This window comes from Streptosporangium sp. NPDC023615, assembly GCF_040640155.1.
Taxonomy (GTDB): Bacteria; Actinomycetota; Actinomycetes; order Streptosporangiales; family Streptosporangiaceae; genus Streptosporangium.
The window spans coordinates 249595-273294 of sequence record NZ_JBFABE010000002.1; the positions used below are offsets into that span (position 1 = coordinate 249595).

Genomic DNA, 23700 nt, shown 5'->3' on the forward strand with positions numbered 1-23700 from the left:
ACCACAAAGCCGTTCTTACTACTCTGGCGGCCATGACCACGCAGATCCCCTCCGGCTGGTACCCCGACCCCTACGGCTCGCCGCTGCTTCGGTGGTGGGACGGTGGCCAGTGGACCGACGCCACCCACAAGGCGGACGCCCCCGCCGGGCAGGACGGGCCCCAGGGACCCCCGGGGCCGATGACGGGCCCCTCCCCCCAGCAGCAGCACCAGACCGGTCCCGGGGGGACCGGGCCGTTCTCCGGACCGGGAGCGCCCGCCGGACCGGGCCCCGCGGCACAGCAGCCCACCGGCCCCACCGGCCCCAGCGGGCCGGGTCCCGTCTGGGCGGGACCGGGCGGACCGGGGGCGCCCTCCGGGACGGGCCCCACCGGACCGTCCGGTCCTCCCCGGGCGGGGGACACCGGGCCGTGGAACCAGCAGGTCACCCGGCACCAGGGCCACGCCGGCGGCCCGGGACCGCAGTGGGGCGGCCCGCCCAACGGCACCGCGCAGATGCCGCTGCCTCCCTTCGGGGCCTACCCGGCCGGGCCGCCTCCGCGTAAGAGGGGGCCGCTCCCGTGGATCCTGGGCGGCGTCGGCGCGCTGGTCGTGCTCGCCCTGATCGCGGGCGCCGTGATGTACGCGATCGACTCCAGCCGCTCGAAGAGCGCGAGCGAGCCGACCGTCGTCTACACGCCGCCCCCCTCGGCCGTCCCGGACCCCACGCCGGAGCAGACCCCCGCCCCGTCGGCCCCGCAGGGCCCCGCGCTGCCCAAGGAGGTGGACGGGCGCGTCACCGACCCGGTGACCGGACTGTCGTACGAGGTGCCCGACGGCCCCTGGAGCGTGCCCCCCAGCGTCGGCGGCGGGCTCGGATTCACCTGGACCAGCGGGGTCGTGGCCGTCGCCCAGGAGAACTACGACGGCCAGGGCGGCGACTGGCTCGGCAACATCCTGACCGCCCGGCTCCCCGAGCAGTACGGCTACCGGGGTCCCGACAGCCTGCGCTCGACCGCCGCGACGCTGCTGCAGATCATGGAACCGGCCTTCTACTCCCCTCCGCACACCCGGAAGATCGTCGAGGACAAGGCGATCAAGGTGGACGGCAAGGACGCCTGGCTCCTCGTCTTCGACCTCGACTTCTCCGACCAGTCCGAGGCCAACGACTGGAAGTGGAAGAGCGAGCGGGGCGCGTTCGTCATCGTCGACCAGGGCGAGAACGAGCGTCCGGCGCTGGCCTACATCTCGGTACCGGACAATCTCGATACCTCGGTCGTCGACCAGGTGATCAAGTCGTTCAAGATCTCGTGAGAGTGGGGGCTACCCTGAGGGCTATGAGTGACCTGCTGGTCTGGATCGACTGTGAGATGACCGGGCTCGACCTCGGCCGTGACGCGCTCGTCGAGGTGGCCTGCGTGGTCACCGACGGCGAGCTGAACCAGCTCGACGAGGGGGTGGACGTGGTCATCAAGCCGCCGCCCGAGTCCCTGGAGCAGATGTCGGACGTGGTGCGGGAGATGCACACCGCCTCCGGCCTGCTGGAGGCGCTGGGGAGCGGCGTCACGCTGGCCGAGGCCGAGTCCCTGGTGCTTGAGTACATCAGGGGTCACGTCCGGGAGGCGAAGAAGGCCCCGCTCTGCGGGAACTCCATCTCGACGGACCGCTCCTTCCTCTCCCGCGACATGCCGGCGGTGGACACGTTCCTGCACTACCGGATGATCGACGTCTCCTCGGTGAAGGAGCTGGCCCGGCGCTGGTACCCCCGGGTCTACTTCGCCTCGCCCGAGAAGCAGGGCGGCCACCGGGCGCTGGCGGACATCGTCGAGAGCATCCGGGAGATGCGCTACTACCGCGCGGCGGTCTTCGTGCCCCAGCCGGGCCCGGATTCCGCCACCGCCCGGCGGCTGGCCGAGGGCCTCTCCACCGGCGGCTCATGAACGGTTCACGCGAAACCCGGTACGAAACGACTCCCAAAGACCGCTACACTTTTCATGTGCTGCCACGGCGGCGATGGTGGGTGTAGCTCAGTTGGCAGAGCGCTAGGTTGTGGTCCTAGATGCCGGGGGTTCAAGTCCCCTCACTCACCCCATGGGAACGGCCGGTCCTCAAGGACCGGCCGTTCCGCATTTCCCGGCCCTTGCTTACCCCCTAAAAGTGGATATTACGGGTTATGCTCGCTGCTATCGCTACGCCGTAAGACCGGGGGTTTCGGCGACCTGACCGTGTTCGCAGCCACGGAGGCCGGATGAGAGTCGACGATGCCCCGTTCGACGCAGGAACCAGCGTCACGGCGGGTTTGAGCAGGCGTGAGACCGAAGTGATGGAACTGATCGCGACGGGGCGCTCCAACGGGCAGATCGCCCAGCACCTGTTCCTCAGCGAGAAGACCGTGAAGAACCATGTGAACCGGATATACGCCAAACTCGGCGCCGACTCGCGGGGCACCGCGATCGACCTGTGGCGGAAGATGGCGGCGGGCGAGGACCCCCTGCCCTACTGACACGGCCGACCGGCACGACCGGCGCCACGGCGAGCCTAGGCCGGGACCCGGCGGTGGGAGATCTCCAGGGCGCGGGCGATGGCGGAGGTGCCCTCCCGCAGCTCCTCGGAAGTGATCGAGAGCGCGGGACGCAGCCGCACCGAGCGTTCGCCGCAGGGCAGGACCAGCACCCCCTCCTCGTTCCTGAGCCTGGCCACCAGCAGGTCGCGCCCGGCGGCGTCCGGCAGGTCGAAGGCGCACATCAGGCCGCGCCCGCGGGCGTTCTCCACCACGCCGGGAAAGCGCGCCTGGATCTCCCGCAGCGTGCCGAGCAGCTCGGCGCCCAGCCTGCCCGCGCGCGGGATCAGGCCGTCCCGCTCGATGATCTCCAGCAGCCTGCGGGAGCGGACCATGTCCACCAGCCCGCCGCCCCAGGTGGAGTTGATCCTGCCGCTGGTCTCGAACACGTTCCCGGGCACGTCGTCGACCCTGCGGCCCGCCATGATCCCGCCCAGCTGGACCTTCTTGGCGAAGGCCACCACGTCGGGACGCAGCCCCAGTTGCTGGTACGCCCACGGGGTGCCGGTGGTCCCGCCGCCGGTCTGGACCTCGTCCAGGACGAACAGCGCCTCGTGCTCGTGGCAGAGCCGTTCCATCGCCCGCAGGAACTCCGCCCGCATGTGGTTGTCGCCCCCCTCCCCCTGGATGGGTTCGGCGATGAAGCAGGCGACGTCGTGGGGGTGGCGTTCGAAGGCCGCGCGCGCCGCGGCCAGGGATCGCTCCTCGGCGGCCTCGACGTCGCCGAGGTGGACGGCGGGCACCGCGATCCTGGGCCAGTCGAACGCCGGGAAGCGGTCGGTCTTGACGGGGTCGGTGTTGGTCAGCGAGAGCGTGTAGCCGCTGCGCCCGTGGAAGGCCCGGGTGAGGTGGAGCACCCTGGTGCCGAGCTCCCGCGGACGTCCCCGCGACTCGTTCAGGCGGCTCTTCCAGTCGAAGGCGCACTTCAGCGCGTTCTCCACGGCGAGGGCGCCGCCCTCCACGAAGAACAGGTGCGGCAGTTCGGGGTCGCCGAGGACGCGGGCGAAGGTGTCGGCGAAGTCGGCGAGGTGGACGCTGTAGAGATCGGAGTTGGCGGGCTTGTTGGCCGCGACCCTGCCGAGCAGCGCCAGGAACTCCGGATCGTCGTCGAACGGGTTCACCCCGAGCGGGGCCGAGGCGAAGAAGCTGTAGAAGTCCAGGTAGGTCCGGCCCGTGCGGGCGTCCACGAGCCGCGAACCGCGGCTCCGGTCGAGATCCAGCACCAGCCGGTAGCCGTCGACGAGCAGATGACGGGCCAGACGGTCGTGTACGTCCATGTCCCCTCCAGGGTCACCGGAAAGACGATCCCCCGCTTGTGTGACATGTACCCGTAGACATTGCGGTTTCGAACCGATCGAGACGAAGATTATCCCGCACCGGCCCAGAACCGGCCCCGCACCGACCCGGCGCCCGCTCGGCACCCGGCCGGCACCCGGCCGGCACGGCGTGGTTCTCGCGGTTCACACCGCCGCGTAGACGACCAGCGAGACACCCGCGTACTGGACCAGGTAGGCGGCGACGGTGAAGGCGTGGAAGACCTCGTGGAAGCCGAACCACCGGGGGGACGGGTCGGGGCGGCGCATGCCGTACACGATGCCGCCCGCCGTGTAGAACACCCCGCCGACGAAGATCAGGACCACCGCGGCGATCCCGGCTCCCGCGACCAGTTGGGGGAGCACGAAGACGGCCGTCCAGCCGAGGCCGATGTAGAGCGCGGTGGAGAGCCAGCGGGGGGCGCCGGTCCACAGGACGCGGAAGAGCACCCCGGCGACGGCGCCGGTCCAGACCACGCCGAGCACCACCGCCGAGGCGGGGCCGTCCAGGGCGAGCAGCGCGAACGGCGTGTAGGTGCCCGCGATGATCAGGAAGATGTTGGCGTGGTCGAGGCGGCGGAGCACCTCCTCCAGGCGCGGCGAGAGCTTCCCCCGGTGGTAGGTGGCCGAGATGCCGAAGAGCAGGCCGGAGGTGATCGCGTAGATCGCGGCGGCCAACCTCGCCTGCAGGGTGGGTCCCAGCGCGACGAGGACGAAGCCCGCGACGAGCGCCACGGGCAGCGCCCCGGCGTGCAACCAGCCGCGGAGACGGGGCTTGACGGACTCGGCGGTGGTGAGCCCTTCCGTGATGGTGGCCATGAACCTACGGTAGCGTAAGTTACGCGATCGTAGCTTGTGATCTGCCCTACACCGTCTCCGTTCACCCGCGCGCGGGCATACGGTTTCCTCCGTGGCCTCCCCCGGGCGTTCCCGGAGGGACCGGCGCACACGGGACGAGAGGAACGGGCCGATGGCCGGACGGGAAGCGCGGGAACCGATGCCGGGGCGGTACCCGGTGACGTTCGGCGAGGTCGATCTGCTGCGGGATCTCGACCGGCCCTCGGGCTGGGTGATCTCCAAGGACGGCGTGCCGCAGTCCTACGTCGACCTCGACGACCCCACCCACCTGGACTTCGAGTACGTCCGGCTGATGGCCGACGTGATCGACCTGCTGGACGAGGGCCCGCTGGACGTCGTGCACGTGGGCGGTGGCGCCTGTACCCTGCCCCGCTACGTCGCGGCGACCCGGCCGGGGTCCCGGCAGGTGGTCGCGGAGCCGGACGCCGGGCTCGTCCAGCTCGTCCGGGACCAGCTCAGGCTCAAGTCGGTGCCCCGGCTCAAGGTCAGGATCCTCGACGGCCGCACCGCCACCGCCGGCCTGGAGGACGACTTCGCCGACCTGCTCGTGCTGGACGCCTTCAGCGGCGCCACGATGCCGATCGAGCTGGCCACCTCCGAGTACATGGGGGACGTCTCCCGCGTCCTGCGCCCGTCCGGCACCGTGCTGATCAACGTCGCCGACGGCAAGGGGCTGGCCTTCACCCGCCGGGTGCTGGCCACCGTCCGCGACACGTTCCCCCGGGTGGTGCTGCTCGCCGAGCCCGGCGTGCTGCGCGGACGGCGTTTCGGCAACCTCATCGTCGCCGCCTCCCGCGTTCCGCTGCCCGTCTCCGACCTCACCCGCAGGGCCGCGGGGGGCCTCACCCAGGCCCGCTGCGTGGACGGCGAGGACATCGTCCGGTTCATCGCCGGGGCCAAGCCGATGAACGACGGCGACGCGGTGCTGATCCCCGTCCCCCCGCCCGCGGTCTTCGGCTGACGGGAGGAGTGCCCCGCGGCCGGCGACGGGACGGGGATTCTCCCGGCGGCGACGTGTTCCCCGGCCGCCGGCGGGCCGGGGGTTCCCCGGCCGGGATCGCCCGCGGCGGAGGGGATCCGGCCCGGCCTCGGGTCCGGCCGCGTTCCCCCCTGGTTTCGGGGCCGGGCCGGCGGGGAGGTGATCGCGACGCAGGAGAACGTCCGAAGGAGCACTGTATGCCGTCGTCATCCCGATCGAAGCGCCTGCCGGCCCTCGCCGTCGCCGTCGCCGTCATCCCGGTGACGGCCCTGCCCGCGAGCCTGCCCGCGAGCGCCGCCACCGCGACGACCCTGCCCACCGCGCCCGCCTCTGCCCTGTCCGGCACCGTCCTGTCCGGTGCGGCCCTGTCCGGTGCGGCCGCACCGGCGGTGACGGCCGCCGCCGAGCCGGAGATCCCCGCCAGTCCGGCCGGACGGCAGTTGCGCTGGCTGCTCGGCGCGACGGACCGGGCGCCCCTGAGCGAGAACGAACTGCGGGAGCACTTCAGCGCCGGCTACCTGTCGTCGCTGACCGTCGACGGCGTCAACGCCTTCCTCAAGGCGGCGAAGGGGTTCCGCCTGGAGAAGCTGACCGGGGTCACGCCGTCGGCGCTGACCGGCAGCGGGAGGAGCGGCGGGCGGAAGTTCGTCGTCCAGATCGGCGTGGACGGCGACGGGAACATCAACCTGGCCGGGGTGACCCCCGCGGAGGCCCCCGCGTCCACCCCGCCCCGCACCTGGAAGCAGCTCGACGCCCGGCTTCGCGAGGTCGCCCCCCGGACGGGTTTCCTGGCGGCCGGGATCGACTCCCGGGGCAGGTGCGACGTCGCGCACGCCGTGGCGCCGGACACGGTCCGGCCGCTGGGTTCGATCTTCAAGCTGTACGTGCTGGGCGCCGTGGCCGAGAGGATCCGTGACGGCCGGCTGAGCTGGAACACCAAGCTCACGATCAAACCCGAGCACAAGAGCCTGGGCGAGGACGGCCTCACCACCCGCCCGGACGGCGGCACCACCACGGTCGGCGAGGCCGCCAAGCTGATGATCTCGATCAGCGACAACACCGCCACCGACCTGCTCGTCCACAAGGTGGGCCGCAGGGCCGTGGAGGACACGGTACGGCGCTGGTCGGGTCACGCCGAGCGGAACACCCCCTTCCTCACCACGCGCGAGGTCTTCCTGCTCAAGGGCGCGGGACACCCCGAGCAGGCCCGCGCCTACCTGGGGATGGACACCGCGGACCGGCGCGCCTACCTGAGGGACACGGTCGCGAAGCAGTCGCTGTCGGACATCACGCTCTGGGACAGGCCCAGGGAGATCGACACGCTGGAGTGGTTCGGCTCGCCCCGCGACGTCTGCCGCGCCTACGCCGGCCTGCTCCGGTCCGGGGACGAGCGGGTGCGCGAGATCATGTCGGCCGACGACGTCGGGCTGAAGCTCCCCCGGAAGAAGTGGCCCGCGGTCTGGGCCAAGGGCGGTTCCGAGACGGGCGTGCTGAACCTGTCGTACGCGGCCCGCTCGGCCTCGGGGAAGACCCACGTCGTCACCGTGTTCGCCTCCGACCCCGATGCCGCGCTGGACGAGCGGGCGGCGGCCGCCGAGCTGATCTCGCTGAGCAGGGGCGGCTTCGCCCTGGCGGGCAGGTAGACCTCGGGCGGGCCACCCCCCGGCCCCCGTACCGGCCGGTCACGCCCGTACCCCGCCGCCCGCACCGCGCGCACCGCGCGCACCGGCTCTTCCCGATCGCCCGCGTCCCGCGGTCGTCGGCCGAGGCCGTGGCGCTTCCGTCGCCACGGCCTCTTTTCACGATGGAATAGTTGAAACATCAACCGAGTTGTCACCGGCGAACACCTGAGGAAGGAATCCAGGATGCCTGCCGTGACCGTGGAGAACCCGCTGACCCTGCCGCGCCTGCCACAGCCGCTCAACGCGGTCCGTGAGCGCCAGGTGCTGGCCGTGACCACCGCCCCGAGCGGATTCGAGGGAGAGGGCTTCCCGGTCCGCAAGGCGCTGGCGACGATCAAGCCCCAGTACCTCGACCCGTTCATCATGATGGACCAGATGGGCGAGGTCGACTACGCGCCGGGCGAGCCCAAGGGCACCCCCTGGCACCCGCACCGGGGCTTCGAGACCGTCACCTACATGATCGACGGCGTGATGGACCACGCCGACTCGCACGGCGGCGGGGGCACGATCTCCGACGGCGACACGCAGTGGATGACGGCCGGCGGCGGGATCCTCCATCGGGAGGCTCCCCCGGAGTGGCTGGTGAACAAGGGCGGCCTGTTCCACGGGATCCAGCTCTGGGTCAACCTGCCGGGCCGCGAGAAGATGGTCGCTCCCGCGTACCAGGACATCGGCCGGAGCAACGTCGTCCTGCTCAGCAGTCACGACGGCGGGGCGCTGGTCCGCCTGATCGCCGGTGAGGTCGCCGGATTCACCGGCCCCGGCTCCACCAGGACGCCGATCACCCTGCTGCACGCCTCGCTCAGCCCCGGTTCCCGGCTGACGCTCCCCTGGCGCAAGGACTTCAACGCGCTCGCGTACGTCCTGTCCGGCCGTGGCACGGTCGGCGCCGACCGGCAGCCGATCGAGTCGGGCCGGCTCGCCGTCTTCGAGGGCTTCGGCACCCTTCCGGGGCTGGGCACCGACGGGGAGGTCGTCACGCTCGCCGCGGCGGGCACGCAGGATAGCCGCAGCCCCAACCTGGAGGTCATCATGCTCGGCGGCCTGCCGATCGGCGAGCCGGTCGCGCACTACGGGCCGTTCGTGATGAACACCCAGGAGGAGCTCGTCAAGGCGTTCGAGGACTACCAGGCGGGCCGCCTCGGCACCATCCCGGCCGGGCACGCCTGAGCCCGGGACGTTCCAGAGCCCGGGATGTTCCAGAGTCCGGGACGTTCCAGAGTCCGGGACGTTCCAGAGCCGAGGCGCTGCGGAGCCGAGGCGCTCCTGAGCCGTGGCACGGGGCCCGGCACCGGTCTTCGGTGCCGGGCCCCGGCCGTTCGACGAAGGCGCCCGGTTCGACGAAGGCGCCTCAGCGCTTGACGAGGGTGACGCAGGCGACCCGGGAGCCCGCGCTTCCCGCCTCGGTCCCCGCGGTGCGGGTCGGCTCGGCGTGGATCACGAGCGATCCGGGCGGCCGTCCGGCGCTGAACGCCCAGTCCTGGGTGGTGGTGGCGGTGGCGTCGCCCCGGGCGTCGGTGGTGAGATCCAGCCAGACCTCGTTCTCGGCGCTCGCCTGGGCGTCGGTGTGGCTGTGGGCGCTACGGTAGTGCGCCCCGGCGTCGTCCGGCTTGAGGCCGCACGGGTCGACGTGCAGATGCACCCCGTACGTACGGGCCGGGAGCATGCCCTTGACGACGACCGTGGAGGTGGAGAGCACCGCCCCGGACTCCGCCGTGACCGTGACCTCGGCTCCCGGCGGCACCAGCGCGGTGTCGTAGACGATCGCGGAGGCCCGGGGCGCGGGGGCGACGAGCGTGCCGCCTCCGGTGAGGCGGATCCCGGCGTCGGTCACACCTCCCGCCCCCCCGCTCGAACCGGGGCTCGGGCGATGTCCCGGGGAGTGCTGCGCGACGACCTGATCACCGCAGCCCGCGCAGAACAGGACGGCGGCGATGACGAGAACTCCCAGGGTGCGCATTCACGATCTCCCTGACCGGGCCGACGAAGAACAGCGCCCACCATAATCGTGATCGTCCGATCACGCAGGGTGTTGTCCACTCTCGGCCATCCGGCCCCGGGCGGCCCCCGGTCCCCGGCGGGAGGCCGGAGCCTCCCACCGAGGACCGAGGACCGAGGACCCGAGGACCGAGGACCGAGGACCCGAGGACCAGGACCCCGGGACAGGGTCGCGGGGAAGGCCCCTCAGGCGTGGGAGGCGGCTATCTCGTCGATGCGGGCGGCCAGCGTGAAGTCCAGCTCGGTCAGCCCCCCGGCGTCGTGCGTGCTCAGCACCAGGTGCAGGGTACGCCAGCGGATGTCGATGTCGGGGTGGTGATTGAGCTTCTCGGCCTCGACCGCGATCTCGTCCACGACGCGGATCGCGGTGGGGAAGTCGGTCGCGGTCACCGTGCGGCGGATCTCGTCGCCCTCGCGCCGCCATTCGGGCAGGCCGGTGAGCCTGTCGCGCACCGTGGAGTCGTCAAGCAGGTTCATCCGGCCAGGAGATCATGCCCCAGGCCGGTACGCCAAGCCGGGGGCGGGCTTCCGGCGCGCCGGGCCATGGCCAGGACGCCCCGGGCCATGGAGGTCGCGTGGCTGGCCCGGCCGAGCAGCGGCTCCAGCTCGGGCAGCAGGTCGGGGAGGCGGGCGAGACTCCAGGCGTGCCAGTCCGACAGGCGGGTGCCTCCGCCGTCCGGGTCCTCGGCGCGGTAGGCGGCCAGGACGGGGCACTCCCGGTCGATGCGGAGCAGCCACCCCTCGATGTCGGCGTTGAGCCCGGCGATCCTGGAGGGGGCCGCGTGCAGCCAGCCGTCGTCGTCGATCCGGTCGGAGTCGCCGGCGGCCGGGTAGGAGCGGACCACCGCGCCGTGCAGGGACAGGCCGCTGGAGACCATGAGCTGGCGTCCCTCGCACCAGTCGAGCGCCCCGCGCAGCGGGGCCGGGACGGTGTCGGCGATGGCCGCCCGCTGCGAGGCCGTGGGCTCGCGGGCGAAGCGCACGTGCACCTCTGCCCACATGTAGTAGCCCGCCTCGCCCGCGCCGAAGAACGGGAAGGGGAAGTGCCGGTCGTGATGGGCCATGGTGTCGAATGCTCCGCGGGGAGGGGACGGGAGTCGCTTACGCCTATGAACGACTCCCGGCGCCCCTCCGGGGATTACCCGCCGGGACGGGTAGTTCGGCCGGATCCGGTCACCCGAGGACTCGCCGGGCGGCTCATTTGACGGCGCCGGAGGTGAGGCCCGACTGGATCTGGCGCTGGAAGACGATGTAGACGATCATGACGGGCACGATGGCCATGCTCAGCGCCGCGAACAGGCCTGGCCAGTCGGCCTCGTATCCGGCGTTGGTGGAGATGTTGGCGACGCCCTGGGTGATCAGCCACTTGTCCTCGACGTTGCCGGTCAGCAGCACGATCGGCAGCAGGTACTGGTTCCACTGGCCCAGGATGTTGAAGATCGTGATGCTGACCAGGCCGGGCCTGGCCATCGGCACCATGATCTGGAAGAACGTCCGGGTGTGCGAGCAGCCGTCCATCATCGCCGCCTCGGCCACCGAGGTGGGCAGGGTCTTGAAGAACGCCGACAGGAAGAAGACGGTGAACGGCAGCGAGTAGGCGATGTAGACCAGGATCACACCCAGGTGGGTGTCGAGCAGGCCGAGGTTCTTGACCACGAAGAACAGCGGGACCAGCGCGAGGAAGACCGGGAACGTCATCCCCGACACGAACAGGAAGTAGATCAGCCTGTTGCCGGGGAAGGTGTAGCGCGCCAGCACGTACGCCGCCATCGAGCCCAGCAGCATGGTGCCGGCCGTGGCGCACGCCACCACGAAGACGGTGTTCAGCATGTACTGCCCGACGTGGGCCTTCTCCCACGCCCGCCCGAAGGCGTCCCAGCCGAACGAGGCCGGCAGCGTGATGGCGTCCCCGAAGATCTCGGTGTTGGTCTTGAAGGAGGACAGGAACGTCCACAGGATGGGGCCGACGATCAGGATCGCCCAGACCAGCAACGCCAGGTGGGAGAGCACCCCGAAGGCGCCGATCGGGTTCTTCCCGCGGCGCCCGGTGCGCGCGGGGGCGGAGGGGTGGGTGGCGGGCTTGTGAGCCGTGTCCGTGGCCATCAGAACTCGATCCTCTCGCGCCGGGTCACGCGCAGGGTGAGGGCGGCGAACGTGATGGTCAGGAAGAACAGCGCCACGCCCATCGCCGAGGCGTAGCCGAACTTGGAGAAGTTGAACGCGGTTCGCCAGATCTCCATCGGCAGCACCGTGGTGGAGTTGTCCGGCCCGCCGCGGTCGACCGAGAGCACCTGGACCAGGGCGAACGCGTCGAAGGCGGCGATGCCGAGGTAGACCCAGGCGACCTGCATGGTGTCCCAGAGCAGCGGGAGCGTGATCCTGAAGAACAGGGTGAACCGGCCGGCGCCGTCCAGCGCGGCGGCCTCGAACACGTCCGTGGGGATCGAGGCCATACCGGCCGAGAACAGCACCACGTAGAAGCCGACCGCCTGCCAGACCATCACGCCGATGATCGACATCAGGGCGATGTCCGGGTCGATGAGCCAGCCGACCGGGTCGATGCCGACCTTGCCGAGCAGGCTGTTGAGCACGCCGGTCCCGTCCGGGCGGTAGATCGCCTGGAAGAGCACGCCGACGATGGCCACGGCCAGGACCTGGGGCAGGAAGAAGATCACACGGTAGACCTTCGATCCCCAGATCCCGGTCATCCGGCCGCCGCGCTGCCCGCCGCCCAGGTTGAGCAGGAAGGAGAAGAACAGCGCGATCGCGAGCGTGGCCAGCGGCATGACAAGCAGCAGGACACCGTGGTGACGCACCGCGGCCCAGAAGACCTCGTCATCGAAGAGCCTGGTGAAGTTCTCCAGGCCGATGAACCGGGGGTTCGCCGAGACGCCCTTCCAGTCGGTCAGCGAGATGTAGAAAGCCTGGACGTACGGGCTGACCACGAAGACCACGTAGAGGAGGACGGGCGCGGCGAGAAAGCCGACGATGAACGGGTACTTGCCCTGCCGCATCGGGAGCTACACCGTCCGCTTCTGCTTGGTGATGGACGAGTCGGCCTTGGTCTTGTCCGCGGCCTTCTGCACCTTCTCGCAGAACTCGTCGGCGGAGATGCGGCCGAACATCAGGGCGTTGGTCTGCTTGCGCAGCTCGGTCTCGAACTCCTTGTACCAGTTCTCGAAGCTGCTGAAGGTGACGATGTTCTGGCCGGCCGCGGTCTGCGCGGCGTTGACGCTCGCGTTGCCGGGGGTCAGCTCCAGGCCGTCCGCGGCACCGGTCACGACGGTGATGTTGCCGGACTTCTGGGTGAAGCCCCTGGCGCCCTCCTTGGAGAGCATGATGCGCAGGTACTCCAGGCCGCCCCGGGGGTTCTTGGCCTTGGACGGGACGATGTAGGCCTCGCCGGCGGCGGCGCGGATGGCCTCGAACGGCATCTTGTCGGCCGCGGTGACGCTGGGGGTGGGCGTCAGCGCGTACTTGAACTCCTTGGGAGTCTGCGCCTTCTGCTCGTTCTCCAGCCAGGAGCCCGAGGGGTACAGCGCGACCTTGCCCTGGTTCTGGCGGAGCTGCACCTCGGTGTGGATCAGGCCCTCGAAGGACTTGTCCATGTGCTTGCCGATCTCGGCCCAGGCGGCGGCGGACTGCTTCATGGAGTCGCGCTGCCAGACGCCGTCGACGAGGTTGTCGACGTCGACGAGGATCTGGTTGCCCTCGATCTTCGCGGCGGAGATGAGGATCATCCAGTACGCGTAGTAGGCGGCGTTCTTGCCGGCGTACGCGAACGGGGTGATGCCGGCGGCCTTGGCCGTCTCGGCGAAGGTCTTGAACTCGTCGAAGGTCTTCGGCGGGGTCCAGCCCTTCTCCTCGAAGAGCGTGGCGTCGTACCAGAGGCCGTACGTGGACAGGACGTAGTTCATCAGGTACGGCTTGCCGTCGATGAGGCCGGACTCGACGGTGCCCGGCGAGACCGTGTCGCGCACCTTCTTGCTCGGGTCGTCGATCGAGGGGGCGTCCCAGAGCTCGGTGAGCTCCAGGAGCTGGCCCTCCTTCTGGAGGGAGCCGTTGTCGATCAGGTCGGTGCCGGAGTTGGCGATCATGTCGGGGACGTCGCCGCCGGCGAAGCGCGGCTGCAGGGTCTGCGAGATCTGCTGGGTGGCGACGTGCTTGATCTGCGCCTGCGGGTAGGCCTTCTTGTACAGCGGCTCGTGGATCTCGACGGCGTAGCTGTCGCCGAGCCCGCCCTTGAAGATCACGACCTCCAGGGGCGCGTTCCCGGGGACGCCGAACGGGTTCTTCGCGGTGACCGCGCCGCCCGCCGAGGCGGCCGCCGAGGCGCCGGGGGCGGGAGCCGAGCCGCCGCCGGTGGCGCAGGCGCTGAGCAACCCGGCGCCGGGACCGGCGATCAGGGCGCTCATGCCGATCCGGCGGAGCATCTGCCGCCGGGTGATCTCTCCGGGCGTACCGGCCGAATAGGACATGCGACCCTCCTGAACGGGGGATGAATTAGGAAAGTTTCCTAAACGTTTGCCCGAAGGTACGTACCCCGGAGTCCACCGTCAAGGGCTCGCGACCGGTCTAGACCGAGCCGTGATGTCCTCGCGACCTGTCCGGTGGTCGTCGGACGCCCAGGAGGCACGATCCACTGGCGAAGCGGGGTGCGGCAGCCGATATTCTCCCGATGACCATTGACGTGGCGCACGTCAGGGAGGTAAAGGAACCGCATCGATCGGCCACCGAAGGACGGCTGCCGGTCTAGACCAGATAATGCGGGTTTGCCGCCCGGTACCGCAAGCCCCTACTTTTGGGACATGTTGCTGGCCGAGCAGCGCCGCCTGCTGTGTGAGTACGGCCATCGCGCCGCCGCGGCCGGTCTGGTGGTCGGGACCGCGGGGAACCTCAGCGTCCGCGCGGGCGACCTGGTGGCGGTGACGCCGAGCGGCGTCCCCCTCGACCGGCTGGAGCCGGACGCCTGCCCCGTCGTCGACGTCGGGGGACACCTCGTCGACGGCGACCTGTCCCCCTCCTCCGAGACCCCCATGCACCTGGCGGTCTACGCGGCCACCGGCGCCGGCGCCGTGGTGCACACCCACTCGGTCTTCGGCACCGTGGTCGCCACCACCATGAGCGAGCTGCCGCCGGTCCACTACAACGCCCTGCTGCTCGGCGGGACGGTCCGCGTCGCCGCCTACGCCACCTACGGCACCCCCGAACTGGCCGACTCCGTACGGGAGGCCCTGACCGGGAAGCGCGCCGCGCTGATGGCCAACCACGGCGGGGTCACGATCGGCGACGACCTGGACGGGGCCTACGAGGCGACCCGGCTGCTGGAGTGGCTCTGCGAGGTCTACGTGAGGGCGAAGGCCGTCGGCGAGCCGCGCGTGCTCACCGAGGAGCAGCTCGCCGACGTGGTCCGGCGCGCCTTCGACCCGCCCACCTTCCCCCGTCGCGAGGACTGACCCGATGCCCCTGCAGCTCACCGGCGCCCCGAGCGACCCGGACCTCCTCCGCCTGCCCTGGGAGGTCCCGCTGGAGAGGTGGCCCGAGCACCGCCTGGTCTCCCTGCCGCGCGGCATCTCCCGGCACGTGGTGCGCTTCACCCGGCTCTCGGGCAAGGTGTACGCGATCAAGGAGATCAGCGAGTACTACGCCAAGCGCGAGTACCGCCTGCTGTGGGACCTGTCCAGGATGGACACCCCCTCGGTCGAGCCGGTGGCCGTGGTCACCGGACGGGCCGACGCCTCGGGCGAGCCGCTGGAGGCGGCGCTCATCACCCAGCACCTGCAGTTCTCGCTGCCCTACCGCGCGGTCATGTCCGGGACGGTGCGGCCCGAGACGCTCAACCGGCTGCTCGACGCCCTGGCCGTGCTGCTGGTACGGCTGCACATCAGCGGCTTCTACTGGGGCGACTGCTCGCTGTCGAACATCCTGTTCCGCCGGGACGCGGGCTCGTTCGCCGCCTACCTCGTCGACGCCGAGACCGGCGAGCTGCACCCGATGATCAGCGAGGGGCAGCGGCTGTACGACATCGAGGTGGCGTACACCAACATCTTCGGCGAGATGCTCGACCTGGAGGCGGGCGGGCTGCTGCACCCCACCATCGACCCCGAGCGGGTCGCCGACTCCATCTGCGAGCGCTACCACCGCCTGTGGGGCGAGCTGACCTCCGACGACATCATCGAGGAGGTCGACTGGCACATGATCGACCAGCGGATCCGCCGGCTGAACTCGCTGGGCTTCGACGTCGCCGAGATGATGGTCCGCCGCAAGGCCGGGACGGGGCGCCTGATCGTCCGGCCCAAGGTCGTGGACGCCGGTCACCACCAGCGCAGGCTGCTCCGCCTCACCGGCCTGGACGTGGAGGAGAACCAGGCCAGGCGGCTGCTGAACGACCTGGACTCCTTCCGGGTCTCGTTCGGCCTGCGCCACGAGGACGAGGCGATCGTGGCGCACCGCTGGCTGGCCGAGGTCTTCCAGCCCACGGTGGGGGCCGTCCCGCAGGAGATGCGCGGCAAGCTGGAGCCGGCCCAGTTCTTCCACGAGGTGCTCGACCACCGCTGGTACATGTCGGAGGAGGCCGGGGCCGACGTCGGCCTGCCCGCCGCGGTGGATTCCTATGTGAAGAACATTCTTATTTTCAAGCCGGACGAGAAGGCGCTCATCACCGGCGATTCGGAGGATTGATTCTACCCGGGGTATATCTTTTCCCACCCGGTTAATGAATCGTATGCCTTTTCCGGCCAAATCAAGCGATAGGCCGGAGTATTCCCCGTGCTTTCCCTACGCTGTCCGGACGATGCGTGACATCACCGGCGAGGGAGATCGCGTGCTCGGAATCGAAGACTGCCTGACCGAGGTGCTGGCCATCCCCGGCGCCCTGGACGCGATGCTCATCGACCAGACCAGCGGGACGGCCGTGGCGGTCGGCGGCGCGAGCCGACATACCGGCGTGGACGACGTGGAGAGGTCGGCCGCGGGGCTGAACGAGGCGCTGCGCGCGACCCTGGACGGGCTCGCCGTCGTCTCCCCGGGCGGCACGGTACGGATCGACGACATGATGGTGACCACCGACGGCGGCCACCACGTGCTGAGGCCGCTGCGAACGCCCTTCGACGGCCCGCTCGTCGTCTACGTCAGGCTCGACCGGGAACGCTCGAACCTGGCGCTGGCCCGTCACCGGCTCCAGGTGCTCTCCGGCCGCCTGACGTCGACGTGAACCCATGCCGAGCGTCCACAGCGTCCACAGTGTTCATGACGTCCGCGGCGTCCGCGGCGTCCTCGGCGGGCTCGCCGCCGACCGTGCCACCGGCTCGCTCCGCCTCGGCCGGGCGGGGGTCCTCTACCTCACCGGGGGACGGGTCACCTACGCCCAGAGCGCGGCGACCCCCCGGCTGGAGGACCTGCTCGTCGCGGGCCTCGGAATCCCGGTGGGGGTGCTGCGGCGGATCAGGCGCGCCGCCGCCGCGGAACTGCGCGAGAGCGACCCGCGGACCCATGACCCGCAGGCCGGCCCGCGGACCGGTGACCCGCGGACCGGTGACCCGCGGACCCATGACCCGCAGGCCGGCCCGCGGACCGGTGACCCGCGGACCCATGACCCGCGGGCCCGTGACCCGCAGGCCGGCCCGCGGACGCTCGGCCCGCCGGTCGCCGGCGGCGAGCGGCTGATCGCCGCCGGCCTGCTGACCAGGGGCGAGCTGGAGTTCTGCGTGCTGAGCGCGGTGCTCGACGCCGCGTACTTCCTGCTGGAGGCGGCCACGGGCAGAGCCCGGTTCCGGCCGGGTGAACGGCACTGGCTCGGGCCTCAGTGGCACGTCGACGTGACCGGCCTCCTTCGGGAGTGCGAGCGCAGGAGGGAACAGTTGGAACGGACCTGGCCGTCGCCGGAACTGGACACGCTCCCGGTCGTGCCGCTGCGGCGCGTCGCCGCCCAGCGGGTGGTGCTGAACCCGCTGCAGTGGGAGGTGCTGGTCGGCGCGGACTCCACCGCGACCCCGGCCGAGCTGGCCCGCAGGCTGGGCCGCCCCGCCTACTCGGTGTTGCTGGCCGTACGGCAGCTCGCCTCCTCGGGGCTGCTCCAGGTGCCGGCCTCGTCCCCCGTCCCCCCGTCCCCGGCGCCCCCGCCCTCTCCGGCTCCGGACCAGGCACCCGTCACGCCCGTCGTGGCCGCCACCCCCGCCACCCCCGCCGCACCTGCCGAGCCCGCCGCGCGGGGCCCGCTGCCCAGACGGGCCAGGGGCGCCACGGAGATCCCGCCCCCGGCGGGTTCGGTACGGACGGCGGACTGGTTGCCCGGGGCGAACGGCGACCCGGCCGACGTGAACCTGCTCATCCGGCTCAGGAACGCATTGGAGGCATTCACGTGATCCCGGTTCGATGCCGATAAGGCTGCGGACGCTGAAGCTGATCGGAAGGAGGGTGCCGGTGGAACTGCGTGAGGAGGTACGCCGCGAGATGGCGCTGCTGCGTGAGCGCATCCCCGACGTCAACGGGAGCATCGCGAGCAGCGTCGACGGCCTGACCATAGCGAGCGACCTGAACGACGGGACCGAGCAGATCGGCGCGCTCTCCTCGGCGTTGCTGGCCCTGAGCCGGCGGATGACGGGCATGACCGGCAAGGGCGCCTTCGAGGAGACGCTGATCTCCGGCACCGACGGCTACGCGGCCCTCTACGCCGCCGGCCCCACGATCGTCCTCACAGTGCTGGCGCGTCCGGGGACCAACCTCGGGCTGCTCAGGCTGGAGGGCAGGAAGACGGCGGCCCGGCTGGCCGCCGTCACCTCTCGTACATCGACGACCCAGTGAACGACATTCAGTGAGTGGAGGCAGGAATGGGCAACATGGACATCTCTCTCAAGGAGATGATGGCGATCGACGGCGCCGTCGGCGCGGTCGTCGTCGACTACAACAGCGGGATGGCGCTGGGCGCGCTCGGCGGCTCCAAGGATCTCGACCTCCAGGTGGCCGCGGCCGGCAACACCGAGGTCGTCAAGGCCAAGATGCGGACCATGGAGTCGCTCGGCCTCAAGGACGGCATCGAGGACATCCTCATCACGCTCGGCACCCAGTACCACGTGATCCGCCCGCTCACCGGCCGGAGCGGCAAGGGGCTCTTCATGTACCTGGCCCTCGACCGCAGCCGGGCCAACCTGGCGCTCGCCCGGCACACCCTCCGGAGCATCGAGGAGAAGATCGAGGTATGAGCCGGGCCGGCCCGCGCCCGGGGCGCGGGCCGCGAGGTCTCACCGCGCGGGGGCGGCGGCCCGCTCGGCGGAGCCGGTGAGCTCCTCGATCGCGTCGGCGAAGGAGGGCCAGAGCTCGCGGGGCAGGTCGTGGCCCATGCCGGGGAAGGTCAGCAGGCGCGCGCCCGGGATCGCCTCGGCCGTGGCGATCCCTCCGGAGAGCGGGATGAGCTGGTCGTCCTCGCCGTGCAGGACGAGCGTCGGCACCGTCAGCCTCGCCAGCAGCGGGGCGCGGTCCCCGGAGGCCATGATCGCGGCCAGTTGCCTGGTCGTGCCCGCCGGGTCGTAGGCCCTGTCGTAGCTCAGGGCGGCGACCTCCGCGATCCGCTCGCGGTCGGCCGGGTAGCCGGGCGACCCGATGACCTCCCAGGTCGTGACGGTCCGCCGGATCGCGGCCTCGCGGTCCGGCGCGGGCGGTGCCATGAGCGCCGCCATCGCGGCCTCGGTCGGGGGCGCCGCCTGCGGGCTGGGGGTGGACATCATCGAGGTGAGGCTGCGCACCCGGCGCGGGTGGCGGATCGCCAGCGCCTGCGCGATCATCCCGCCCATCGATACGCCGGCCACGTGGGCGGATTCCAGGCCGAGCGCCTCCAGCAGGCCGGCGGCGTCGTCGGCCATGTCGTCCAGCCGGTAGGGGACCCGGCCGTTCCAGCCCCCTCCGGGTCCTCCCGCCTCGTGCAGGTGGGTGCTCTCGCCGACGTCGCGGTTGTCGAAGCGCACCACGTGATGTCCGCGTTCGGCGAGCAGGCGGCAGAAGTCCTCGTCCCACTGGATCATCTGGGAACCGAGCCCCATGATCAGAAGGAGGGGTCGCCCCTCCGGGGAGCCGAAGGTGTCGTAGGCGATCTCGATGCCGTTCGCCCGGGTCCGCAGAGTCGTCATGGCACTCCTCCTGTTGATCCTGCGGAACAGAATGCCATTCTGGAATGGCTCCGGCACCGGCGGGTGGCCCCGGACGGGCCGGGGCGACCCGTCACCAGACGATGGCGCCCGGCTCCCGCACGGTCCATCCGGGGGCCGAGAGGGCGTCAGCCGTGATCTTGGGCTTGACGGACGCCGACATCGGGGCGGCGCTCACGCGCTCGGTCTCGACGGGCTTCTGCGGACGCCCGGACTTGGCCAGCACGGTCTGGGGCGGCTTGGCGGGGCTGGGGTCCTTGCGGCCCCAGGCACCGGTGGAGAAGGCCACGGGGTGGTTCTTCCTGCCCACGCCGTCGCCCCACCGGGTGATGACGTACTCGACGTCGATGTGGCCCATGCCGCCGTTGCCGTCCACGCCGAGCGTGCCGGCGTTGAACGTGCCGCCGGTCAGGTCGGCGAAGGTCTTGGCGTCGATGTCGAGCATGATGCCCCGGTTGGAGGGCACTCCGGGGCCGCGGTCGCCGACGAAGAACTTGGCGCGCTTGCCCTTGTAGAGGATGTAGCCCTCGGTGAGCAGCGGCCAGCTCGGGCTGGCGATCATGCCCTTCTGCATCGGCTTGCCACTGGCCGGCAGGCCGGTGTCGCCGGCGCGGCCCGAGGAGTCGTCCCAGAAGTAGGAGGCCGTGGTGGAGCCGTGGAGGAGGACGGCCTCGACGCCGTCCTCGGGGCCGGCCGCAGCGGGGGCGGTGGCGGCGAAGCCGGGGGTGGAAGGTATCGCCGAGGCGACACCGGCGGAGGCCAGCACGCTCGCACCGACGAGGGTGGCGGCGGCCAGGCGGTTTTTGTACATGCCGAAAAAGAGGCGCATGGGGAAAAGGCTCTTTCGCGAGGGAACGGGGCTACCGCGTGCGACACGCCGATAAGGGGCGCACGGGCGAGGACGGGCTCATCGGGATGAGGACGTAACCGGATAGATCCAGTCGTTACGTAGAGCGCCGCCGGGAGGTGCCGCGATCAGGCGCGGCGCGAGAGATGTGGGGGACGGGGGGCAGGGGGAAGTTTCAGGGGGTCGGCGCGGACAGGGGGTGCACCGACGCGGTGACGCGGTCGTCCATGAGGGGGTCTCCTCTCCATCTCGTCTACCGGGTTAGCTGACGGGTTCGGGCGGTGGAGTTGCCCTACCGCCGCGTGCTCGCGGCGGATTCACCCCGGAAATTGGGTCCCCGGTTCCCGTGGCCCTGAGGGCTCTCGGGATTCGACGTCGGCCGGTCGCTCCCTCTTGTGAAGGGCAGGTCACCGGCCGATAACAGGGGACACTACCCACGGAAACCAGACAAAGCAAAGCAAAGGCCACGAAAACCCCAGAAGATCTACCTAGTTGGCAAAAACTCCCCTAAAGCACTCAACATGGAGGTTTGTTCTCGGGCATGCCCCGCCGCCCCTCAGCCCCGTCCCGTACGGGGACGACGGCGCCCCGGACGCGTCCGCGATCAGTCCCACCAGAACGACCAGGCGTTCCTGCCCTTGATCTGCTCGGCGTAGTCGACGAGGGTCCCCGCGCCCTGGATGATGCTGTCGGGGCAGAACGTCCAGTGCTCCGCGGCGACCTGCAGGGCGTGCTCGAAGGTCGTCGGCGGGGCCGCGACGCTGACGTCGAGGGTGTTGAACCCCATCCCCACCACCCGCACCCCGAACCTGTCCTCCCAGCTCCGCACGACGGCGGCCAGCGGGACCATCCACTCGTTGTGGTTCAGCGCCCCCTGCCAGCCCATGACGGCCAGGGCGTCGGCCCCGCGCTCGACCGCGACGAGCCCGAGCGGCGTCCTGCGCTCGGCCACCAGCCCCGCGTACCAGTCGGCCACCACCCCGGGGTCGGCGGCGAGCCTGCCCGCGGGGGCCGGGCCGGGGCACTCCGGCCCGAAGGGGTCGAGCAGTTCGAGCTGGTCGACGTGGGCCCTGGCGATCCAGTCGGACCACACCTCGGCCATGAACGCCTCGACGTGGTAGTTGTCGATCTCGGTCGCCGCGTCCGGGGCGATCTGACCGGCCGACCAGGGCTGGACCGAGTCCTCCAGCAGCACCGGCCACAGTCCCGACCGCTCGTGCTCGGCCCGCAGCCGCGCCCAGTACTCCCCCGAGACCGTCACCTCACTGAGCCAGAAGGCCGGACGGTGACGGATGGCGAGCTGAGCGTAACCGGGGTCGGGCCAGACGAGCTCACCCGGCGGCAGGTCCACCGAGAGCCTCCGGCCCTCACCCCCACCGATCCCGCGGGCTCCGCGGGCTCCGTCGGCTCCGTCGGCTCCGTCAGCGAACAACTGGCTCAGAACGGGCGGAAGCTTCCCCTGCTCGCAATCGTTCATCTCTACCGATCCGATCCTGACCACGGATCAATTTTGGCCTGTCAAGCACCCCGAGGGACAGTTGTGCCCTGGACCAAGCAAAAATTATCGGTACGGGGCGGATCGCGGCGGACGGGCCTCGGTGAGCGGACCGGGCGGCCCGGCCCGGCGGGCGGACCCGGCGACGAGGGAAGATCGACGCCGGTCGGCCGCCGCCGGAGGGGGGACGTTATGCTGCACAGTGGCCGCAAGAAAGCGCTATCCACTCCCGTGACCTGGTATTCGACGTACCGGATCGCGCCGGAGACCCGACGGACCGCCGGGCACGGCCGGCCACCGGTCCCGCTGCGTGAGGAGCCCCCTTCATGACCGACCTGGTCACGCTCGGCGAGAGCATGGCACTGTTCAGCGCGCGGCGCACCGGCCCGCTCAGGCACGCCCGTGACTTCGGGCTCGGCGTGGGGGGCGCGGAGTCGAACGTGGCCATCGGCGTGTCCAGGCTCGGCGGGCGGGCGGCCTGGATCGGCAGGGTGGGCGACGACGAGTTCGGCGGGCTGCTCCGCTCGACGCTGGCCGGCGAGGGCGTCGACGTGCGGGGGATGCGGGTCGACCCGGACGCGCCCACCGGGCTGATGATCAAGAGCAGGCGCACGGCCGAGGCGGTGGACGTGCGCTACTACCGCTCGGCGAGCGCCGGTTCCCGGCTCTGCCCCGCCGACCTGGACGTCCCGCTGATCCGTTCGGCCCGCGTGCTGCACGTCACCGGCATCACACCGGCGCTGTCGGCGTCCGCCGCCGAGACGGTGCGGGCCGCGATCGCCGAGGCCCGCGACGCGGGCGTGACCGTGTCGATGGACGTCAACTACCGCCGGGCGCTGTGGGCGCCCGCCGAGGCGTCCGCCGCGCTGAAGGAGATCGTCCCGGGGGTGGACGTCGTGTTCGCGACCGAGGCCGAGGCCCGCCTGGTCGTCGAGGGCGACGACCAGCTCTCCCTGGCCCGCGCCCTGTCCGAGCTGGGCCCGCGCCACATCCTCGTCAAGCGCGGCTCGCTGGGCGCGATGGAGCTCTCCGACGGCGTCGTACGGCACGCCGAGCCGCACCGGGTCACCGAGGTCGACCCGGTGGGCGCCGGGGACGCCTTCGCCGCCGGCTGGATCGCCGAGACCCTCGCCGGAGCCGGTCCCGAGGAGCGCCTGGCCACGGCGTCGGCCGCCGGGGCCTTCGCGGTCACCGCCGACGGCGACTGGGAGAGCCTCCCCCGCCGCTCCGACCTGAGCATGCTGCGCCCGTCCGGCGACGCGGTCAGCCGCTGACCTTGCCCGTCCCGCCGCCCGGCGCCGTTTCGTCGTACGACCCGAAGCGCTCGAAGCGGCCTTCCTGGGCTCCTGCGGCACCCCTACGGCTCGAAGATCACCAGAGGGTGCCGCCAGGACATCTCCAGCACCGTCCGGCACACCTCCCCCGCCCGGGGGAAGACCGCGCTCATCAGCACGAAGTCCTCCCCCACGGTCAGCGGCTCCGACCACGGCGAGGTCGCGTAGTTCTCGGCGGTCAGGTCGGGGAAGACCGACGTCAGCTCCTCGTAGAAGGCCGCCGTCTCCGGGCTCGGCTCACCGTGGGCGACCTCGCTCCCGCTCCGGACGAGGTACCGGCGGAGGGCCTCGGCCGCGGTGAGCGGTTCGGCTCCGAGCCAGACTCCGAGATCAAAACTCACACCGTGCCCTCGCCGTCCTCGTCCCCGCCGCACCTGCCCGGCCGTCGGATCCTACGTGCCCGGCAGGCGCCCGATATGCGCGCCGCCGCGGAGCGGTCCACGACCGCGTCCTTCCGCCCATCAGGCGCGGACGGAGGACTCGGCCCGCACCGGGAAGACCGCGCCCCCGGTCCCCT

Annotated in this window: 25 protein-coding genes, 1 tRNA gene and 1 riboswitch; of the genes, 14 read left to right on the top strand and 12 right to left on the bottom strand. The window is 71.2% G+C overall.

Annotated elements, in window-relative coordinates; translation table 11 throughout:
* The first annotated feature begins 32 nt into the window (after positions 1–32).
* The 4 genes from AB0G16_RS02565 (at position 33) to AB0G16_RS02580 (ending at position 2481) form a co-directional block, all read left to right on the top strand.
* The gene (locus AB0G16_RS02565; protein WP_362797572.1) at positions 33–1292 is read left to right on the top strand and encodes a DUF2510 domain-containing protein; all 1260 of its coding nucleotides are present in this window, start codon (positions 33–35) and stop codon (positions 1290–1292) included.
* 23 nt (positions 1293–1315) lie between these two features.
* Positions 1316–1918: an oligoribonuclease gene (orn, locus tag AB0G16_RS02570; RefSeq protein WP_362797574.1), complete on the top strand. Its 603-nt coding sequence runs from the start codon at positions 1316–1318 to the stop codon at positions 1916–1918.
* 76 nt (positions 1919–1994) lie between these two features.
* Positions 1995–2070, top strand: a tRNA-His gene (locus tag AB0G16_RS02575).
* A 156-nt stretch (positions 2071–2226) separates the two neighbouring features.
* Positions 2227–2481 carry a helix-turn-helix transcriptional regulator gene (locus AB0G16_RS02580; protein ID WP_362797576.1) on the top strand — a complete coding sequence of 85 codons (255 nt, stop codon included), beginning with the start codon at positions 2227–2229 and terminating at the stop codon, positions 2479–2481.
* A gap of 35 nt (positions 2482–2516) precedes the next feature.
* Here AB0G16_RS02580 and lat read toward each other — a convergent pair whose 3' ends face one another.
* The gene (gene lat, locus AB0G16_RS02585) at positions 2517–3815 is read right to left on the bottom strand and encodes an L-lysine 6-transaminase (RefSeq protein ID WP_362797578.1); all 1299 of its coding nucleotides are present in this window, start codon (positions 3813–3815) and stop codon (positions 2517–2519) included.
* A 183-nt stretch (positions 3816–3998) separates the two neighbouring features.
* Complete coding sequence (locus AB0G16_RS02590; RefSeq protein WP_362797580.1) at positions 3999–4670, bottom strand: hemolysin III family protein; 672 nt, start codon at positions 4668–4670, stop codon at positions 3999–4001.
* 151 nt (positions 4671–4821) lie between these two features.
* Between AB0G16_RS02590 and AB0G16_RS02595 the strand changes: the two genes are divergently transcribed.
* The 3 genes from AB0G16_RS02595 (at position 4822) to AB0G16_RS02605 (ending at position 8540) form a co-directional block, all read left to right on the top strand.
* The gene (locus tag AB0G16_RS02595) at positions 4822–5670 is read left to right on the top strand and encodes a fused MFS/spermidine synthase (RefSeq protein ID WP_362797582.1); all 849 of its coding nucleotides are present in this window, start codon (positions 4822–4824) and stop codon (positions 5668–5670) included.
* A gap of 215 nt (positions 5671–5885) precedes the next feature.
* Positions 5886–7331 carry a serine hydrolase gene (locus AB0G16_RS02600; protein ID WP_362797584.1) on the top strand — a complete coding sequence of 482 codons (1446 nt, stop codon included), beginning with the start codon at positions 5886–5888 and terminating at the stop codon, positions 7329–7331.
* A 222-nt stretch (positions 7332–7553) separates the two neighbouring features.
* Positions 7554–8540: a pirin family protein gene (locus AB0G16_RS02605; RefSeq protein WP_362797586.1), complete on the top strand. Its 987-nt coding sequence runs from the start codon at positions 7554–7556 to the stop codon at positions 8538–8540.
* Positions 8541–8721: 181 nt separating this feature from the next.
* Here the strand turns inward: AB0G16_RS02605 and AB0G16_RS02610 are convergent, their stop codons facing one another.
* From AB0G16_RS02610 to ngcE, 6 genes are all read right to left on the bottom strand, one after another.
* Positions 8722–9330, bottom strand: coding sequence for a superoxide dismutase family protein (locus AB0G16_RS02610; RefSeq protein WP_362797588.1), 609 nt, complete (start codon positions 9328–9330; stop codon positions 8722–8724).
* Positions 9331–9554: 224 nt separating this feature from the next.
* Positions 9555–9845: a 4a-hydroxytetrahydrobiopterin dehydratase gene (locus AB0G16_RS02615; RefSeq protein ID WP_362797590.1), complete on the bottom strand. Its 291-nt coding sequence runs from the start codon at positions 9843–9845 to the stop codon at positions 9555–9557.
* The gene (locus tag AB0G16_RS02620; RefSeq protein WP_362797592.1) at positions 9842–10432 is read right to left on the bottom strand and encodes a hypothetical protein; all 591 of its coding nucleotides are present in this window, start codon (positions 10430–10432) and stop codon (positions 9842–9844) included. Before AB0G16_RS02620 ends, AB0G16_RS02615 begins: the two co-directional genes overlap by 4 nt.
* 133 nt (positions 10433–10565) lie before the next feature.
* Positions 10566–11471 (bottom strand): carbohydrate ABC transporter permease, encoded by a 906-nt coding sequence (locus AB0G16_RS02625; RefSeq protein ID WP_362797594.1) that lies wholly within the window; start codon positions 11469–11471, stop codon positions 10566–10568.
* Complete coding sequence (locus AB0G16_RS02630; protein ID WP_362797596.1) at positions 11471–12382, bottom strand: sugar ABC transporter permease; 912 nt, start codon at positions 12380–12382, stop codon at positions 11471–11473. The genes AB0G16_RS02625 and AB0G16_RS02630 overlap by 1 nt, the downstream gene beginning before the upstream one ends.
* 6 nt (positions 12383–12388) lie before the next feature.
* Complete coding sequence (gene ngcE / locus AB0G16_RS02635; RefSeq protein ID WP_362797598.1) at positions 12389–13846, bottom strand: N-acetylglucosamine/diacetylchitobiose ABC transporter substrate-binding protein; 1458 nt, start codon at positions 13844–13846, stop codon at positions 12389–12391.
* Between the two features lie 330 nt (positions 13847–14176).
* Here ngcE and AB0G16_RS02640 point away from each other — a divergent pair, with 330 nt between their 5' ends.
* From AB0G16_RS02640 to AB0G16_RS02665, 6 genes are all read left to right on the top strand, one after another.
* The gene (locus AB0G16_RS02640; protein ID WP_362797600.1) at positions 14177–14824 is read left to right on the top strand and encodes a class II aldolase/adducin family protein; all 648 of its coding nucleotides are present in this window, start codon (positions 14177–14179) and stop codon (positions 14822–14824) included.
* Between the two features lie 4 nt (positions 14825–14828).
* The gene (locus tag AB0G16_RS02645; protein WP_362797602.1) at positions 14829–16049 is read left to right on the top strand and encodes a DUF4032 domain-containing protein; all 1221 of its coding nucleotides are present in this window, start codon (positions 14829–14831) and stop codon (positions 16047–16049) included.
* A gap of 142 nt (positions 16050–16191) precedes the next feature.
* Positions 16192–16581, top strand: coding sequence for a roadblock/LC7 domain-containing protein (locus AB0G16_RS02650; protein ID WP_362797604.1), 390 nt, complete (start codon positions 16192–16194; stop codon positions 16579–16581).
* A gap of 4 nt (positions 16582–16585) precedes the next feature.
* Positions 16586–17731 (top strand): hypothetical protein, encoded by a 1146-nt coding sequence (locus tag AB0G16_RS02655; protein WP_362797606.1) that lies wholly within the window; start codon positions 16586–16588, stop codon positions 17729–17731.
* A gap of 58 nt (positions 17732–17789) precedes the next feature.
* Positions 17790–18170 (top strand): roadblock/LC7 domain-containing protein, encoded by a 381-nt coding sequence (locus tag AB0G16_RS02660; protein WP_362797608.1) that lies wholly within the window; start codon positions 17790–17792, stop codon positions 18168–18170.
* 26 nt (positions 18171–18196) lie between these two features.
* Entirely contained in the window at positions 18197–18568 is a 372-nt protein-coding gene (locus AB0G16_RS02665; RefSeq protein ID WP_362797724.1) for a hypothetical protein, read from the top strand.
* 39 nt (positions 18569–18607) lie between these two features.
* On the opposite strand, the gene AB0G16_RS02670 is transcribed toward AB0G16_RS02665, so the two are convergent.
* The 3 genes from AB0G16_RS02670 to AB0G16_RS02680 form a co-directional block, all read right to left on the bottom strand.
* Positions 18608–19489: an alpha/beta hydrolase gene (locus AB0G16_RS02670; protein WP_362797610.1), complete on the bottom strand. Its 882-nt coding sequence runs from the start codon at positions 19487–19489 to the stop codon at positions 18608–18610.
* A gap of 91 nt (positions 19490–19580) precedes the next feature.
* The gene (locus AB0G16_RS02675) at positions 19581–20336 is read right to left on the bottom strand and encodes a hypothetical protein (RefSeq protein WP_362797612.1); all 756 of its coding nucleotides are present in this window, start codon (positions 20334–20336) and stop codon (positions 19581–19583) included.
* Between the two features lie 253 nt (positions 20337–20589).
* Positions 20590–20739, bottom strand: a riboswitch (cyclic di-AMP (ydaO/yuaA leader).
* Between the two features lie 219 nt (positions 20740–20958).
* Entirely contained in the window at positions 20959–21705 is a 747-nt protein-coding gene (locus tag AB0G16_RS02680) for a DUF4253 domain-containing protein (protein ID WP_362797614.1), read from the bottom strand.
* Between the two features lie 470 nt (positions 21706–22175).
* Here AB0G16_RS02680 and AB0G16_RS02685 point away from each other — a divergent pair, with 470 nt between their 5' ends.
* Positions 22176–23123 carry a sugar kinase gene (locus tag AB0G16_RS02685; protein ID WP_362797616.1) on the top strand — a complete coding sequence of 316 codons (948 nt, stop codon included), beginning with the start codon at positions 22176–22178 and terminating at the stop codon, positions 23121–23123.
* A gap of 83 nt (positions 23124–23206) precedes the next feature.
* Here the strand turns inward: AB0G16_RS02685 and AB0G16_RS02690 are convergent, their stop codons facing one another.
* Positions 23207–23524: a hypothetical protein gene (locus AB0G16_RS02690; RefSeq protein WP_362797618.1), complete on the bottom strand. Its 318-nt coding sequence runs from the start codon at positions 23522–23524 to the stop codon at positions 23207–23209.
* Positions 23525–23700 lie beyond the last annotated feature (176 nt).

What these genes read in the sequence shown, in the direction of transcription:
- AB0G16_RS02565 (WP_362797572.1), top strand. Translation starts at nt 33, where the DNA reads ATGACCACGCAGATCCCCTCCGGCTGGTACCCCGACCCCTACGGCTCG.
- orn (WP_362797574.1), top strand. Translation starts at nt 1,316, where the DNA reads ATGAGTGACCTGCTGGTCTGGATCGACTGTGAGATGACCGGGCTCGAC.
- AB0G16_RS02580 (WP_362797576.1), top strand. Translation starts at nt 2,227, where the DNA reads ATGAGAGTCGACGATGCCCCGTTCGACGCAGGAACCAGCGTCACGGCG.
- lat (WP_362797578.1), bottom strand. Translation starts at nt 3,815, where the DNA reads ATGGACGTACACGACCGTCTGGCCCGTCATCTGCTCGTCGACGGCTAC.
- AB0G16_RS02590 (WP_362797580.1), bottom strand. Translation starts at nt 4,670, where the DNA reads ATGGCCACCATCACGGAAGGGCTCACCACCGCCGAGTCCGTCAAGCCC.
- AB0G16_RS02595 (WP_362797582.1), top strand. Translation starts at nt 4,822, where the DNA reads ATGGCCGGACGGGAAGCGCGGGAACCGATGCCGGGGCGGTACCCGGTG.
- AB0G16_RS02600 (WP_362797584.1), top strand. Translation starts at nt 5,886, where the DNA reads ATGCCGTCGTCATCCCGATCGAAGCGCCTGCCGGCCCTCGCCGTCGCC.
- AB0G16_RS02605 (WP_362797586.1), top strand. Translation starts at nt 7,554, where the DNA reads ATGCCTGCCGTGACCGTGGAGAACCCGCTGACCCTGCCGCGCCTGCCA.
- AB0G16_RS02610 (WP_362797588.1), bottom strand. Translation starts at nt 9,330, where the DNA reads ATGCGCACCCTGGGAGTTCTCGTCATCGCCGCCGTCCTGTTCTGCGCG.
- AB0G16_RS02615 (WP_362797590.1), bottom strand. Translation starts at nt 9,845, where the DNA reads ATGAACCTGCTTGACGACTCCACGGTGCGCGACAGGCTCACCGGCCTG.
- AB0G16_RS02620 (WP_362797592.1), bottom strand. Translation starts at nt 10,432, where the DNA reads ATGGCCCATCACGACCGGCACTTCCCCTTCCCGTTCTTCGGCGCGGGC.
- AB0G16_RS02625 (WP_362797594.1), bottom strand. Translation starts at nt 11,471, where the DNA reads ATGGCCACGGACACGGCTCACAAGCCCGCCACCCACCCCTCCGCCCCC.
- AB0G16_RS02630 (WP_362797596.1), bottom strand. Translation starts at nt 12,382, where the DNA reads ATGCGGCAGGGCAAGTACCCGTTCATCGTCGGCTTTCTCGCCGCGCCC.
- ngcE (WP_362797598.1), bottom strand. Translation starts at nt 13,846, where the DNA reads ATGTCCTATTCGGCCGGTACGCCCGGAGAGATCACCCGGCGGCAGATG.
- AB0G16_RS02640 (WP_362797600.1), top strand. Translation starts at nt 14,177, where the DNA reads ATGTTGCTGGCCGAGCAGCGCCGCCTGCTGTGTGAGTACGGCCATCGC.
- AB0G16_RS02645 (WP_362797602.1), top strand. Translation starts at nt 14,829, where the DNA reads ATGCCCCTGCAGCTCACCGGCGCCCCGAGCGACCCGGACCTCCTCCGC.
- AB0G16_RS02655 (WP_362797606.1), top strand. Translation starts at nt 16,586, where the DNA reads ATGCCGAGCGTCCACAGCGTCCACAGTGTTCATGACGTCCGCGGCGTC.
- AB0G16_RS02665 (WP_362797724.1), top strand. Translation starts at nt 18,197, where the DNA reads ATGGGCAACATGGACATCTCTCTCAAGGAGATGATGGCGATCGACGGC.
- AB0G16_RS02670 (WP_362797610.1), bottom strand. Translation starts at nt 19,489, where the DNA reads ATGACGACTCTGCGGACCCGGGCGAACGGCATCGAGATCGCCTACGAC.
- AB0G16_RS02675 (WP_362797612.1), bottom strand. Translation starts at nt 20,336, where the DNA reads ATGCGCCTCTTTTTCGGCATGTACAAAAACCGCCTGGCCGCCGCCACC.
- AB0G16_RS02685 (WP_362797616.1), top strand. Translation starts at nt 22,176, where the DNA reads ATGACCGACCTGGTCACGCTCGGCGAGAGCATGGCACTGTTCAGCGCG.